General features: G+C 37.7%; 10 protein-coding genes and 1 tRNA gene. 8 read left to right on the forward strand and 3 right to left on the reverse strand.

Translation table 11 applies throughout. The features are described 5' to 3' along the window. Window positions 1–363: 363 nt before the first annotated feature. Genes mnmG through ISP73_06750 form a run of 3 tightly spaced genes read right to left on the reverse strand, consistent with a single transcriptional unit; the run spans window position 364 to window position 5,942 of the window. A complete protein-coding gene (gene mnmG / locus ISP73_06740; protein ID MBL6658279.1) occupies window positions 364–2,226 on the reverse strand; it encodes a tRNA uridine-5-carboxymethylaminomethyl(34) synthesis enzyme MnmG in 1,863 nt (620 codons plus the stop codon). 19 nt (window positions 2,227–2,245) lie between these two features. Continuing rightward, window positions 2,246–2,674, reverse strand: coding sequence for an rRNA maturation RNase YbeY (gene ybeY / locus ISP73_06745; GenBank protein MBL6658280.1), 429 nt, complete (start codon window positions 2,672–2,674; stop codon window positions 2,246–2,248). Continuing rightward, window positions 2,658–5,942: a hypothetical protein gene (locus ISP73_06750; GenBank protein MBL6658281.1), complete on the reverse strand. Its 3,285-nt coding sequence runs from the start codon at window positions 5,940–5,942 to the stop codon at window positions 2,658–2,660. Before ISP73_06750 ends, ybeY begins: the two co-directional genes overlap by 17 nt. Before the next feature lie 77 nt (window positions 5,943–6,019). On the opposite strand from ISP73_06750, the gene ISP73_06755 reads away from it, so the two are divergent. From ISP73_06755 to ISP73_06790, 8 genes are all read left to right on the forward strand, one after another. Beyond that, window positions 6,020–7,543: a glutamate--tRNA ligase gene (locus ISP73_06755; GenBank protein MBL6658282.1), complete on the forward strand. Its 1,524-nt coding sequence runs from the start codon at window positions 6,020–6,022 to the stop codon at window positions 7,541–7,543. Window positions 7,544–7,545: 2 nt separating this feature from the next. Further along, the gene (gene folB / locus ISP73_06760; GenBank protein MBL6658283.1) at window positions 7,546–7,905 is read left to right on the forward strand and encodes a dihydroneopterin aldolase; all 360 of its coding nucleotides are present in this window, start codon (window positions 7,546–7,548) and stop codon (window positions 7,903–7,905) included. A 36-nt stretch (window positions 7,906–7,941) separates the two neighbouring features. Further along, a tRNA-Cys gene (locus ISP73_06765) sits at window positions 7,942–8,012 on the forward strand. Window positions 8,013–8,118: 106 nt separating this feature from the next. After that, complete coding sequence (locus ISP73_06770) at window positions 8,119–11,682, forward strand: gliding motility-associated C-terminal domain-containing protein (protein ID MBL6658284.1); 3,564 nt, start codon at window positions 8,119–8,121, stop codon at window positions 11,680–11,682. A 9-nt stretch (window positions 11,683–11,691) separates the two neighbouring features. After that, on the forward strand, window positions 11,692–12,606 hold the full coding sequence (locus ISP73_06775; GenBank protein ID MBL6658285.1) for a type IX secretion system membrane protein PorP/SprF: 915 nt from the start codon (window positions 11,692–11,694) through the stop codon (window positions 12,604–12,606). Between the two features lie 42 nt (window positions 12,607–12,648). Beyond that, complete coding sequence (locus ISP73_06780) at window positions 12,649–13,704, forward strand: FAD-binding oxidoreductase (protein MBL6658286.1); 1,056 nt, start codon at window positions 12,649–12,651, stop codon at window positions 13,702–13,704. 129 nt (window positions 13,705–13,833) lie between these two features. After that, window positions 13,834–14,886 (forward strand): hypothetical protein, encoded by a 1,053-nt coding sequence (locus ISP73_06785; protein ID MBL6658287.1) that lies wholly within the window; start codon window positions 13,834–13,836, stop codon window positions 14,884–14,886. Between the two features lie 65 nt (window positions 14,887–14,951). Then, on the forward strand, window positions 14,952–15,276 hold a 325-nt coding region (locus ISP73_06790; protein MBL6658288.1), incomplete at its 3' end, for a VOC family protein.

Genomic DNA, 15,276 nt, shown 5'->3' on the forward strand with positions numbered 1-15,276 from the left:
GGCTGCACGGTCTTTAAATCGCTTTAAAAGGGGCGGTTTTGTGGGTTTACAGCTGTTTTTTTGAATGTTTATTGTTTGTGCTACATCTTCGGTCAAACTGTCTTGCAAATAATGTCCGTCTAATTTTTATAATCGCCTTGCGTATGTATAAATTTTAGGGATGAACTTCATTAAGTGTCCCAATTCAAACAGCTATCATTTGTTTAGTTCAGCATATAAACCTCATTAAATATTTACTGTTTAGGCTTAAGTTTTTACTTGTTTTTGGAAAAACTAATGTGAGTGTTCTTTTGTGTTCCACGTGGAACATTGTTGTTCCACGCTGATGTTGAGATGGTAAGAAGAGTGTGCTTTAAGCCGTTTTCATCGTCCCATAAATACTAACAAGACGTTAATGTCAGAGGGAGAAACGCCACTTATTCTGGATGCTTGGCCTATCGTATCTGGCTTAACTTGATTTAGCTTTTCACGAGATTCAGCAGAGATTGCGTGAAGTTTACCGTAGTCAAACTTATTGGGAATTCGTATTCCTTCTAGTTTATTTGTTTTCATTACGGTTTCTCGCTCTCGTTCTATATAGCCGTTGTATTTAATTTGTATTTCAGCTTGTTCTAAAACGTCTAGTTTTATTTCTTTTGTTTTTTCTTTTACGCTTTTTAACTTTAATAAGTCGTCAAGTTTAATTTGTGGTCTGCTTAAAATTTTACCAAGCTTTGTTTTTTGTTTTATTAGGCTGCTATTATTGTTTTCAAGAATTGGATTCATTTCATCAGGGCTAATGCTTTCTTTTTGAAATAATGAAAGTGCATTTTCAATATTATGCTTCTTTTTGTCAAGCTCTGACATTCTCAAATCACTGACCAAACCTATGTCTCTTCCAATTTTCGTTAATCTCAGGTCGGCATTATCCTGTCTTAGAAGTATTCGATATTCAGCTCTTGAGGTAAACATTCTGTATGGCTCATCTGTTCCTTTTGTAACTAAATCATCAATTAACACACCAATGTAAGCTTCTGAACGCTTCAGTACTATTGGTTCCAATTCATTAGTTCTTCTGCTTGCATTAATACCAGCCATTAAGCCTTGACAGGCAGCTTCTTCGTAGCCTGTTGTTCCATTGATTTGTCCTGCAAAATACAGCCCATTAACCAGTTTTGTTTCAAGGCTTCTTTGCAATTGAGTGGGCGGAAAGTAATCGTATTCAATAGCGTAGCCTGGTCTGAATATCTTAGCATTTTCAAAGCCAACAATTTGTTGAATGGCTTCATGTTGTACGTTTTCTGGTAAGGATGTCGAAAATCCATTTACGTATACTTCAACAGTATCCCACCCTTCTGGTTCTACAAAAATTTGATGACGATCTCTTTCAGCAAAGCGTTCAATTTTATCTTCTATTGATGGGCAATACCTTGGTCCTAAGCCTTGTATTCGCCCTGTAAACATAGGCGATTTTTCAAAGCCTGTTTTCAGGATTTCGTGTACTCTGGGATTGGTGTATGTGATGTGACAGCTTCTTTGATTTTTTAATGGCGGCGTATCCATAAATGAGAATTTTGAGGGGTTTATATCACCCGCTTGCTCCTCCATTTTTGAATAGTCTAACGACCTACCGTCTACCCTTGGCGGCGTTCCTGTTTTCATTCTGCCACTTTCAAAGCCTAGTCGGTTTAAGCATTCGGTTAGCCCAACGGCAGCTCTTTCGCCAGTTCTTCCACCACCAAATTGCTTTTCTCCAATATGTATGGTTCCGTTTAAAAAGGTTCCGTTTGTTAGAATGACTGTTTTACTTTTGACATTTATTCCCATTGCGGTTTTTACTCCTTTTATTTCGCCCTTTTCTATTAATAGATCAGTAACCATATCTTGCCAAAAATCTACATTTGGAATGCTTTCTAGTGTCAATCGCCATTCTTCAGCAAACCTCATCCTATCGCTTTGTGCTCTGGGACTCCACATAGCTGGTCCTTTTGAACGGTTTAGCATTCTAAACTGTATCATTGTTTTATCGGTGATTATTCCAGAATAACCTCCTAAAGCATCTATTTCTCTTACAATCTGACCTTTAGCCACCCCTCCCATTGCTGGGTTACAAGACATTTGAGCGATGGTCTGCATGTTCATAGTTATTAGCAATACAGAAGATCCTAAATTTGCTGCTGCCGCTGCTGCTTCGCAACCCGAGTGTCCTCCTCCAACTACAATTACGTCATATTCTTGTTTAAACATATAAAATACTGATATACAGTTACTTGTGTTTTTGTTTGAGATAAAAATCTTCTTTTTCTCTCATTAATTCTTTTTCTTCGTCTGACTTGTCATTATAGCCGATCAAGTGTAGTACACCGTGAATCATAACTCGTCTAAGTTCAGTATCAAAAGGAACTGCAAATTTACGAGCATTTTCTTTTACTCGATCAATACTTATGAAAATATCCCCCCCTATACCGTTTTCATCTGAATAGTCAAATGTGATAATGTCTGTTAATGTATCGTGATTTAAGAAGGTTTGGTTTTTTTCTAAAAGGTAATCGTCGTCGCAGAAAATATAGTTGATTTCTCCCAATGTTTTTTTCTCACTAACAATTGTGTTTTTAATCCACGAATCCAAATGAGATATGGAGTTGGTTTCAAAATTACATTCTGAATGAAGGAAAATTTTACTGTCCGTTTTCATTGAAATATTCTTTGACTTTTTGTTTGTAAAAAGGCGTGAAAGAGGGCGGCATAGTTCTGAGCAACTCTTGCTGTTTTTCTTTCTCTTTTTGGTATTCCTCATACGGATTTACCAATCGTTTGGACAAATCATTCATCCATTCTGTTGACTCTCTTTTTTCTTCCTCATCTCTTTCTCTCTCAGCCTTTTCGGCTTCAAGTAAACGACTCATTATTGTTTCTTGTCGCCTGATGCTTTCCAAGGTTATATTATCGTTTATAATATCAACCTCATTTTCTTCCATTTGATTGATGAGTTGATCAAGGTTGTTTTTTCCGTTTTTGTCATTGCCTAATTCATCTCTTAGTTCGCTCATCCGGTTTCGAATCATTTCTTGTTGGGCGGCGAGTTTTGCAAGCCCTTTATTTGATTTTCCGTTTTTGCCATCTTTGGATTGAAGCATTTGTTTCATCTGCTCTTTCACTTGCTTTTGCTTTTGCTTCATTTCTTTCATGCCCTCCCCTCCTGAAGAATTTGGTTTATTGCACATTTTACTGCTAGGCTTACTTTCCATATTAGCCATTTCTTTTTGCATTTGCTCAAGCGTTTCAGAAAGTATAAGCGCTAGGTTGTTTGCTGAAGTCATGGCGAATTGTTGTCGTTCACTCGCTTTTGCTGAGCGTCTTTCGGCCATCTCTTCAAGTGCTTTTTCTGTACTTAAGTTAATGGTATTGATTTCTTTATTAACGATAGACTCAATTTGAGGTTGCCTTTTACTAAGGGCAAAGAGGCTGTCTTCGATAATTTGTGCGTCTGTTTGAAGCTTTTTTTGCAGTTGTAAATAGTCTAAATAAAGAGGGCTGTTGATGTTAATTTGTGGGATAGTTTTAAGGATGTTTTCTTGATCAACGGAAAGGACAATCAGGTTTTCAAGAATTTGCCTTAAGGTTTGCATGTCTTCAGCTACTTGCTCTTGTTCAGCTGATTGCATGGCAGACTGTAAGGACTGACTCATTTCTTCCATTTTCTCAGCGGCACTTTTTTGACTTTTACCCGCTTGTTTTTTCATGTTTTTCTCTAGCTGATCTACACTTTTTTGCATGTCATTTTTTATCTCTTCTTCAGCAGGTTTTGTGTTTGGGATGTCTTGTTTATACTCCAGCTTATCATTCATTTCTTTAGCTTTTTCTAAATCTTTTTGGATATCCTCAAATTCTTTTTGGAGATTTTCTTGCTCTTGTTTCAAAGCCTCTTTATCGTCTTTTTTCTCTGAAAGTTCTTTTTGTTTTTCGGCTAGCTTCTTTAAGTTGTCAATGTTTTTTTCTAGCTTTTGTTCAACCTCCATTTGCTTAAAAAGTTCTAGTGTTCTATCTAATTCTTTTTCGATGTCTTCATCACTTTTTTGCATGTCCTCAAGAGCTTTTTGGAGGTCTTCTTTTTTGATATCGTCCATCATGTCTTTAAGCTCGTCCATCATCTTCTCCATCTCCTCATCCATCAGGCTTTCAAAAAGGCGTTGAATTTCTTCTTGTTTTTTAAGGAGCTCGTTTTTAGGGCTTTTATACTGTTTTTCTTGAAGGCTGTTTTTCTTTTGCTGTTTTTGAATCTTATCAATTTTATTTTTTAACTCATTTTGCTTTTCAAGTAGAGCATTAGTTTTTTGTTTGTCTTCCCAGCTTAGTTCTTTACTCTTTAGGAGTTGTTTTTGAAGCTCCTCAAGCTCTTTTTGTATTTCTTCTGCCAATTTTTTTGATTCACTGATGTCAGCCTTTAGTTCATTGTTTTTGCTGTCAGATTGTTGTTCCAACTCTTTAATACTTGCGGCTTGGAAAGTTGCGACACTAGATTTTGTTGATTTATTTCCGTTTATACCGTCATTATCCCACACTTCAAAATAATAGTTCATCCCTTGACCAAAAGCCAAACCCAAGTCAGCAAAGTTGTAATTAACAAAAAAACGCTCTTCATTATTTGATGGGTTTACAACGATATCTACCTGTTGCCATTTGCTACTATCGCCTTCAATTAGTTGGTAATTAAATGTTAGTTTCAGAATGCCATAATCATCTTGAACTACACCATCAAAATAGTGTAGCATTTCGTTGATACTATCTACAGTTGTTTCAACAGAAATATTTGGGTATTCATCTGCAAAAACGCTAATCTGGTATGATATACTGTCCCCTTTTACGAAGTTGTTTTTTGTGAAAAGACTATAAGCTGTATTTTCTACAAATCGCTTTTGAAAACTAAAGGCGCTTTCTGAAGTTCGTTCACACGCTTCACTTTCATTGAATTGCATAAAAACCTCATCTGAGTTTTCCGTGTAGAACAACCATTTAACCCGTGTTCCTTCTGGAATATTAAGGTTACCCGTATTCTCAAGGGTTTCGTTTGTCTTCTTGATGTAAGTTGGAAACACTAGTTCTGTAGTGAAGCGTACCACAAAGGGTTTTGGCACTACGGTTAGTGTCTTTGAGCTTGATGTAAACCCATTAGATGTAAACCTAAAATCTGAGCTGTTTTGGGGGTTTTTGAAGAGGTAGGAAAACTCTCCTTGTGCTTCTTTTTTCATGTCAAACACATTATCTCCAACCATTATTTGGCTAGATTTGGGTATTTCAGAGCCTTCATAATGCATATAAAGTTGAAAATCGTCACCTTTTACCACTTGTAATGAAGTGTTGTCAATTATAAAATCAAAAGGAGCAACAGGCAGGTATTCGGTATTATAAGAGATGATTCTTGAAGAGCTTTCCAAAACCATATTTTTATTTCCCGAAAGGAAAAGAATAATCAATACTGCAATTGGTGCTATGGCGTATTTCAGATATACCTTGTTGGCTCTTAAATCAATAGCCTTTGTAAAAGGTATTGGCTTAAGCTGATTTATTTTTTGTTGTATGCTGGCTTCAATGAGGGCGTTATCATCTTCCGATAATTCTTGTAGCTGCAGAAGATTTACTAATTTATCTTCAACACTAGAGAAATGATTACCAATTATTTTAGCGGCTTCAAAGTAATCCAAAGATTGCCCAATCCTGTAAAGACCTATCAAAGGAATAACCACCCATTTCCATAAAACGAATAGATTAAAAACACTAAATGCCCAGAATAAAAACGTTCTAATTAGTGTGTTGAATTGACCGTAGTATTCGCCAACAGAAAACAGAATGAAGAAACCTACAAAAACAGAAAAGAAGTAGATTACCCCTTTAAGGAGAAGGTTTTTATAATACTTACTAATAAACTCCTCAAGTTTTTCAAACAATTCGCTACGACCACTCATACCACAAAGGTAAGATATTTAGCACCATCACAAAACAGTCAATATAGAAGAAAACGTATCTTTGTTGGCTTAATTAAATGACATTGATGGATAAAGTAAGAGTAAGATTTGCCCCAAGTCCGACAGGACCATTGCATATGGGAGGTGTGAGAACAGCCTTATACAACTATCTTTTTGCAAAAAAACACAATGGAGACTTTTTGTTGAGACTAGAAGATACGGATCAAACACGCTTAGTTCCTGGAGCGGAACAATACATTTTAGACGCTCTGTCGTGGTGTAAGATAAATATTGACGAAGGCTTGGGTCATGGTGGCGATTTAGGGCCATACAGGCAGTCGGACCGCAAGCCAATGTACAGGCAGTATGCTGATATATTACTAGAAAAAGGGCACGCCTATTATGCTTTTGATACTGCGGAAGATCTTGACGAAATGCGCCAGCGCATGAAAAATGCTGGAGTGCCATCACCACAATATAATTCTGTAGTGAGGGATAGCATGCAGAATTCGATATCTCTTTCTGAAGACGAGGTTAAAGAAAGACTAGACAGGGGAGATTCTTATGTTATTCGTGTTAAAATGCCTAGAAATGAAGAGGTAAAAATAAACGACACTATACGCGGTTGGGTGGTTGTCAATACAAACAATCTCGATGACAAAGTCCTTTTTAAATCAGACGGTATGCCTACTTACCATTTAGCGAATGTTGTGGATGACCATTTGATGAAAATAACTCATGTTATTAGAGGGGAGGAGTGGTTGCCATCAGCGCCTTTGCATGTTCTGTTGTATCGCTTTTTTGATTGGGAATGCCCAGCATTTGCTCACTTGCCTTTGATATTAAAGCCTGATGGTAACGGAAAACTCAGCAAAAGAGACGGTGATAGATTAGGCTTTCCTGTTTTTCCAACTGAATGGACCAATCCTGAAACAGACGAAGTTTCATCAGGCTATAGAGAAGAGGGTTATTTCCCAGAAGCCTTTACAAATATGTTAGCTTTTTTAGGCTGGAACCCTGGAACTGCTCAAGAAATATTTTCAATGGATGAACTTGTTGAATCCTTTTCGTTGCAAAGGGTTGGAAAAGCTGGCGCAAAATTTGATTTTGACAAAACCAAGTGGTTTAATCAGCAGTATTTAAGAAGCAAAAGCGGTGATGAACTGGCCCAATTGATGCACTCTAAAATAACAGATTCAAAATCAGTTGACAGCGGTCTTTTGGCTAATGTTTGTGAGTTGATGAAAGAGCGAGCTACTTTTGTTGAAGACATTTGGGAAAGCAGCCAATTCTTTTTTGAACCCCCTTCTAAATATGACGAAAAAACCCATCGAAAAAAATGGAAAGAACATACGCCTGACATACTCAAAAAGGTAATGGATTTATTCAGCGGAATGTCGGATTTTTCTTCTGAGAATATTGAAAAAGAGTTTAAATCCTTGCTAGAAGTAAATGAGTGGGCTTTAGGAATGGTGTTGCCAACCTTTAGGCTAGCCGTAACGGGAAAAGGCATGGGCCCGTCAATGTTTGAGATTTCAGCTTTGCTGGGCAAAGACGAAGTTGTTAAAAGGATTGAAACGGCTATTCAAAAGCTATCGTAGATATGGGTGTAATTTCAGTAAAAGGCATAAAGGCATACGCCTATCACGGCTGCCTAGATGAAGAGCGTAAAATAGGGTCTGACTACGAGGTTAATGTAACCGTTGAAACAGATTTACAAACATCTTCAATTTCTGATAAACTTGCTGATACTGTTGATTATGTCTCTATCAATAGCATTGTTAAGACTGAAATGTCTATCCCAAGCAATTTACTGGAACATGTCGTAAAAAGAATCATCGATGCAATAGTTTTAAATCATACAATGATTGAAACAGTTGAGGTTTCAGTTTCTAAGATAAACCCACCTATAAATGGCGACGTTGAAAGCGTTTTAGTTAAAGAGAAATTCTTTAATGTGTAAATTATAAAAAAAAGATTAAGTTTGTTTCCCAATTTTGGTTTCGTGGCCGAGTGGCTAGGCAGTGGTCTGCAACACCATCTACAGCGGTTCGAATCCGCTCGAAACCTCTTTTAAAACCGTAAGATTTTTACGGTTTTTTTTTGCTTATTTGTTAACTAAATAGGAATTATATAGTTAAGTTTGTAGAACTACTTAACTTAACACAACGCCTAAATGAACAAGTTTTTTATGTTTTTTATCTGCGTGCTTTTTGGGCACACCTCAGTGTTTTCTCAAGGAGCAAGCTTTTACGGCGACGAATTAGTTTCAAGAGTTTATTTTGGCACACCGCCTTATGGCGCAGATGATATTATGAGTCCCCCCGTAGGCAATTACAGTAGTCCTTGTGCGGTATATAGTAATTACATGATTGTAAACTCCACTATTGGCGATGGTAATACCGCAGGGTTCGTATATACCATGAGTGTGTCAAAAGATTCTACCTATCAATTTGAAATTGAAGGAGGAACATGTAATTCGGATGAAATTATAGGCACTAGGGCCGCTAGAGTTTACATTGATTTTAATGGAAATAGTGATTTTTCAGATGCTGGCGAACTTGTATTTACTTCTGCCCAATCCAGTTCAATGTACCCTGTTTTTAGCGGTTCGGTTACTATCCCTAGCGATGCTGTCGAAGGTGAAATAGCGATGAGAGTAGTATATGCTAGGGTTGGTGGTGTTGACGGAGCCGGTTCACTTTGGGATTTTGATTTTATAGACTGGTCAACCTGGGGTTACTTTCATGGTGAAACAGAAGATTATTCACTAGTTATAGCCGCTTATATAGATACAGTTGAAGCAATAAACACTTCGTGTAGTAACACTAATGATGGTCAAATTATAATTACTCCTGCATCTTTAGCCAGTCCAGATATTGAGTATTCTATTAATGGCTTAGCAGGACCATGGCTAACGGATGTTTTATATCAGAACTTAGCGCCAGGAAATTATTCAGTATTCGCTAGAGACCCCATTTTAGCACCTAATTATGCTTACGAACAATTCGATGTTACTATTAGCCCTGCTTCAGCAGTTACAATTGACGCTCAAATAACATCCGATTACAATGGTGAAGTAATAAGTTGTTCAGGTGTTTCTGATGGCGAAGTAAGCGTGGTCGCAACAGGAGGAGAAGGCGTATCGTATTCCTATGAATATTTCAGTGATATAGAACCCCTGTCAGTTCCTTCAGCCAATATTGTTACAGGCTTAAATGCTGATAATTATTCATTTTATGCAATTGATGATTTAGGCTGTTTTTCAGATACAGTTCAATTAACCCTCACGGATCCTGCACCCATCAGTATTGATAATGTTGAAACTACCAGTGAGGTCAGTTGTACTGACGAATGCGATGCTGTTTTAACGATTATAACTTCAGGCGGAACAGCGCCATTTAATTATGAAGTGGACGGAGTAGACTATGGGAATACAAATGTTGTGGATAATATTTGTTCCGGGTCACCCTCGGTAACTGTTTCAGACGCAAATGATTGTAGTTTGTCTCTTAACACATTTTTAGCTAACCCAACACCTGTTAACTTATCTCTAACTTCTTTGTTGAATTATTCTGGTTTTGACGTCAGTTGTGCAGACTCAACAAATGGGGCGGTTAGTTTTATAGCATCAGGAGGTACACCTTCTTATGAATTCAGTATTGACGGTGGATTAACATTCCCATATTCTGCTACAGAAGGGGATAGCGTCTATGGATTGCCAGCAGGCAATTACACTCTTATTGCTCGTGATACTAATTTATGTTTATCTACTGCAGAGGGAATTAACCTTCAATCCCCACAACCCTTATCCCAAGACCCGGTATTAGTAAGTTCACCGATAAGCTGTAATGGGGCTGCGGATGGAGAGATTACTATTCAAGTTGTGGGTGGCGCTGGAGGGTATGCTTATTCTATCGACAATGGCACAACATATCAAGCCTCCCCGGTTTTTGCAAATTTATCAGCTTCAACACTTAATATTTCCATTGAAGATATTAATGGTTGTTCATTCCAAGAGAATTACGATTTAAACGAACCTACAGTATTATCCTTAACTGCGATTTCTGTTGTTTCCGATTATAATGGATCCCAATTAAGCTGCCCATCATCATCTGATGCTACTATTGAAATTGAAGCAAATGGTGGAACAGGCGCCTATAGTTATTCGTTACCGCCCAATCCGATATTAATTAATCTTCCTGCTAACAATCAGGTTACGGGATTTTCCGCAGGAACTCAATCTTTCTCTTTGTATGACGTCAATGGTTGCGTTTCGAACAGCTTAAATTTTGATGTAATACCACCTAATGAGGTGCTTATTACAAACATTACTATTGATTCCGTTAGTTGTTTTGGACTAGCAGATGGTGAAGTAACTATTGAAGGAACAGGCGGAACAGGCAATTACTCCTATTTTGTTGATGCTGTTTACCAATCTACTAATCAAGCACCATATACTATTTCTGGACTTGCTGAAAACAATTATGGAGTGCTCATTACAGATGCCAATGGTTGTATTTCTAGTGTTACAAATGTATTTGTTCCTCAGCCCGCTACTATAGTGTCGAACCTAAGCATTTCAAACCTTGGATGTTCTGGTGACGTAAATGGTTCAGCATCTGCCAATCCATCTGGTGGAAGCCCAAACTTCACCTATTTATGGTCAAACGGCTCTACGCAAAGTTCTGCTACTCAATTGCTTGCGGGTAATTATTCGGTAACAATCACTGATGCCAATGGATGTCAGCTTAATGAAAGTTTTGAGGTTACTCAACCGACAATTACCCTTAATGTTACCCCAATTAATTGTAATATCCCTAACTCAGGAGAAATACAAGCTGTTTTAAATAATTCAAATCCAAGTTCAAATTTTTCTGTATTGTGGAATGATGCTAATGCACAAACAACTTTAACGGCTGTATCTTTAGCTCCTGGCGATTATACAGTAACGATGACTGATCAGTTTGGTTGTGTATTAAGTGCTTCTGAAAGCCTTGAACAGCCCGACTCTATCTTTGCTTTTGTAGAGCACACTCACATTTGTGAAGAAAATCCGGTTGCATCGGCATTGGTATTAACTTCTGGCGGACAAGTGCCTTATTCTTATCTTTGGACGAACAATGAAACTACAGAGTTAGTTCAAATTACAGACCCGGGCTCTTATTCTGTTGTGGTTACTGACTTTGGCGGATGTGAAAGAGAAGTATCATTTACTATTGACCCCATCATTCCACTACAGATTGATTATCTTATTCAAGAACCATCTTGTGCTGATAATAATGACGCTAGTGCTGAGGCTGTAGTTTCTGGCGGATATCCTCCATATACTTTTATGTGGGATAATTTCACAGAAAACCCAATAAACGACAATATTCAATCAGGTGCTTATTCGCTTGTGGTTACAGATGCCAATGGTTGTATTTCAGAGACAGATGCACTTGTGCCAGAAGGGGTGGGCACATGTATTAATGCGTATTCTGCATTTTCGCCTAATGGAGATCAAAATAATGATTATTGGCATATTGATAATATTGAATTATACCCTGATGGATTAGTCGAAGTATTCAACCGATGGGGCGATAGGGTTTACTCTACAAAAGCTTACATAAATGCTTGGGACGGTGCTTGGCAAGGAATGTATAATAACGAGCCATTGCCTTCAGCGACCTATTATTATGTGATAACCCTAAACAATGGCGAAGAGCCAACGGTAGGAACTGTAACTATTGTTCGATAAAAAAGATATATGAGACGACTACTAATTTTATTGATGTTATCTGCTACAGCTGTCCAATCGCAGCAGTTGCCGATGTTTAGTCAATATATCTCTAATGATTTTATTCTTAATCCAGCAGTTGCGGGTTCAAAACCGTATTTTCCTATCAAAATTAGCTCGAGGACTCAATGGTCTTCTTTCGGCTCAATAGCTCCTCAAACAAACATATTAAGTTATCATATGCCTGTAGCTTTTGATGAAATTGGTGTTGGTGCAATTATCATGCAAGACCAGACAGGACCATACAGTCATTTGTCAGTAAACCTAGCGTTTGCTTATCATTTACAGCTAGAGAATGATAATGACACTCGACTTTCATTAGGCTTAAGCGGTCAGTTGAGCCAACATAGCTTAAAAATGGATGAGCTTGAATTTAACAACCCAGACCCAGAGTTTCAAGGCGGAAAGTATTCTAAGATAGTGCCAGATGCTAATGTGGGGGCGTATTTGTATTCAGAAAATTACTTTTTATCCGTTGCTGCTCATCAATTATTTGAATCTACTTTTAAGGAAGCAATATCTCCAATATTTGGCGATAACGATGAGGTCAGGCACTATTATGCCAATGCAGGATATATCTTTAATGTGTACTACGATTTACAGATAGAACCTTCTGTTTTAGTTAAAGGTACGGAAGTCGGTCCTGTACAAGTTGATTTTAACACTCGCTTTCTATTTAACAACTCCTATTGGGCGGGCTTATCACTTAGAAGCTCACAAGCCTTAGTTGTCATAGCCGGTGTAAGAGCAGGCTCAATGAATTTATCGTATTCCTATGATTACGGCATTAGTTCAATTAGCACTTTTTCTTCTGGTTCACATGAAATCTGTTTAGGCTTCAATATAAACGATAAGCGAAACAGACGCCATTCTTACTACTGGTAAAAACAACTTTATTAATTACCTTTGGGGCCTATTCAAACTTCAATGAAAAAGGTCGACTTCTTAATAATAGGTCAGGGTATTGCTGGCACGCTTTTAGCTCACGACCTTTTAGAAAAAGAATATTCTATTGCAATTATTGATAAAAACTTTAGAGCTTCCGCTAGCCGAGTTGCTGCAGGAATTATCAATCCTGTAGGGATGAAACGCTGTATCCCCTCATTTAATGTTCATAATTTTTTACCTAAGGCGATTGAACGTTATCAGGAGCTGGAGAAAAAGCTAGGCACCTCCTTTTTTCATTTAAAGCCTATCCTGAGGTTGTTTTCGAATGAGGAGGTCAAACACCAATGGCAAGTTAAATATAGCAATACGGATATGCAGGAGTATATTCAGGCTTTCCATAAGGCTAAGCATTCTAGCCCTTTAAAAGATGATTTTGGTTCTGCTAGCATAAGCCCCTCTGGATACCTTGATACTAATGTGTTTTTGGATTCATCACGAGCATACTTTAAAACAACCTGCAATTTGCTAGAAGAGGAGTTTGATTTTTCTGCTTTTATAACTGAAAATAACACCTATAAAGATATTGAAGCTAAAACCATTATTTTCTGTGAAGGCTTTAGGGTAATGCATAACCCTTTGTTTAGTAAACTGCCGATTACACCTACAAAAGGAGAGGTTTTGACTATACGCATACCAGAAGTTGATCATTTTGATAGTATAATAAGTAAGGGTGTGTACATTCTTCCTCTAGGAAATCACTTTTATACGGTAGGAGCGACCTATAATCACACAGATTTTACAGATGAGCTTACTAGGGAGGGACAAGAGTTCCTTAGGACTAAGTTGCAAGAGATCTTAGAGGTGGATTTTGAGGTAGTTACTAGTGAAGCGGGGGTTCGTCCAACGGTAAAAGATCGTCGATTTTTGATAGGTTTGCACCCAAAATACGACAGAATTGGCGTATTTAATGGTCTTGGCACTAGAGGAGTACTCCAGGGACCCTTATTATCGTATGATTTTAGTGTCTTTTTGACACAACCAAAACATGATGTTCAAAATGCTGAAAATCAACGAATTAGAAGATTTTTGTCCTAATACATAAACTCTATATACCCCCTATTATCAACACTAGCGTGTTAAGAAGAACAAATTGATTTTTTTTGGTGGTTATAGAATAAATTTGCATCTTGCGCTCGTTATTAACCAATTTTAACTAAATTTATTATGAAAAAGAATTTGCATTTTGTTCTAGCTTTAACGTTAGGACTAGCAACAACAGTTTCTGCACAAGATTGGTCTGTTGACTCTAGAACAAGAGTTAATTCGACTGAAGATGCTACGAGTACGGAGCAAAGAGTAAGAGCTGCTGTTGAATTCGGAGGAGAGGCAGTAAGCGTTTACGCTGAAGTTAACTCGTTTACTACTTTAGGTGCCCTTGCTAATCAAGGCATTACTAACTCATTACGTCAGGCTTATGCTACGACTAACTTAATGGATTTTGCTTCATTAAAAGCTGGTCGTATGGCATTAACTTTTGGAAGCGGCCGTATCATGGGAGATAATGACTGGGTACAAGAAAACGGTAACACATGGGACGGTTTCTTATTCGGAATCAACAACGATTTCGCTGATGTACATGTAGGTTATTCTACTGCAGATAACACTGAAGCAACTGACATGATTCCTTTTGCACACGATGCATCAAGAATGTTTGCTAATATTTCTAAAGATATGGGCAACATGGGCTTCAACTTATTTTACACGTCAACTCAGTCAGAAGATATGCTTAATATGGATGATGTTTCTATGGGTCTAGATGCAACTTATGCAATGGATAATGGAGCAGAACTATCTTTAGGTTACTACACAAATGACAACAACGGTACAGAAATGGACCTTACTTCATTAGGTGTATCTTATGCTGTTAATGATGACTTAACTGTTCACGCTGGATACGATATGTACGGAGAGAATGGTTTTTACATGGCATCAGGTAGTTTCGGTGACTTCTACGGTTCTGGTATGGAATACTCTACTATGACTTATGAAGGTACTGATATGACTTTCGGTGGTTCTTATGCAATGGGTGACTTCATGATTGGAGCTACTATGCACACAATTAAATCTGAAAACGAGACTATCGATTATTCTGTAATGGATCTTTCATTAGGATACTCTTTATCTGACAATTCAGGCGTATCTGTAAACTACGCTACTACTGATAGAACAGGAGAAGACGTTACAAAAACTTGGATTTCTCTAAACGTTGGATTCTAATAAACTAGAATATAATATTTGGAAGGGCGGTGTTTTTCACCGCCCTTTTTTTTTAGTTTTGTTTTATGAAGAAAGTTGAACACATCGGAATAGCCGTAAAAGATCTTACTAATGCCAACGCCTTATTTGAGAAGCTATTCAATCAAGCCCACTACAAAGTTGAGGAGGTGGAATCGGAAGGTGTTTCTACATCTTTCTTTAGAGTAGGGGAGACCAAAATTGAACTCCTTCAGGCTCTTCATCCAAATAGTCCCATTGCTAAGTTTATAGAAAAACGAGGAGAGGGCATTCACCACATAGCTTTTGAGGTTGATGATATTCAATCGGAGATGAAGCGCTTACAAGCCGAAGGCTTTGAACTTATACATAGTGAAGCCAAAGAGGGTGCCG

It is taken from the genome of Flavobacteriales bacterium, assembly GCA_016779935.1.
Lineage (GTDB): Bacteria > Bacteroidota > Bacteroidia > Flavobacteriales > UBA7312.

Coding starts and splice junctions, on each gene's coding strand:
- mnmG (MBL6658279.1), bottom strand. CDS start 2,226: ATGTTTAAACAAGAATATGACGTAATTGTAGTTGGAGGAGGACACTCG.
- ybeY (MBL6658280.1), bottom strand. CDS start 2,674: ATGAAAACGGACAGTAAAATTTTCCTTCATTCAGAATGTAATTTTGAA.
- ISP73_06750 (MBL6658281.1), bottom strand. CDS start 5,942: ATGAGTGGTCGTAGCGAATTGTTTGAAAAACTTGAGGAGTTTATTAGT.
- ISP73_06755 (MBL6658282.1), top strand. CDS start 6,020: ATGACATTGATGGATAAAGTAAGAGTAAGATTTGCCCCAAGTCCGACA.
- folB (MBL6658283.1), top strand. CDS start 7,546: ATGGGTGTAATTTCAGTAAAAGGCATAAAGGCATACGCCTATCACGGC.
- ISP73_06770 (MBL6658284.1), top strand. CDS start 8,119: ATGAACAAGTTTTTTATGTTTTTTATCTGCGTGCTTTTTGGGCACACC.
- ISP73_06775 (MBL6658285.1), top strand. CDS start 11,692: ATGAGACGACTACTAATTTTATTGATGTTATCTGCTACAGCTGTCCAA.
- ISP73_06780 (MBL6658286.1), top strand. CDS start 12,649: ATGAAAAAGGTCGACTTCTTAATAATAGGTCAGGGTATTGCTGGCACG.
- ISP73_06785 (MBL6658287.1), top strand. CDS start 13,834: ATGAAAAAGAATTTGCATTTTGTTCTAGCTTTAACGTTAGGACTAGCA.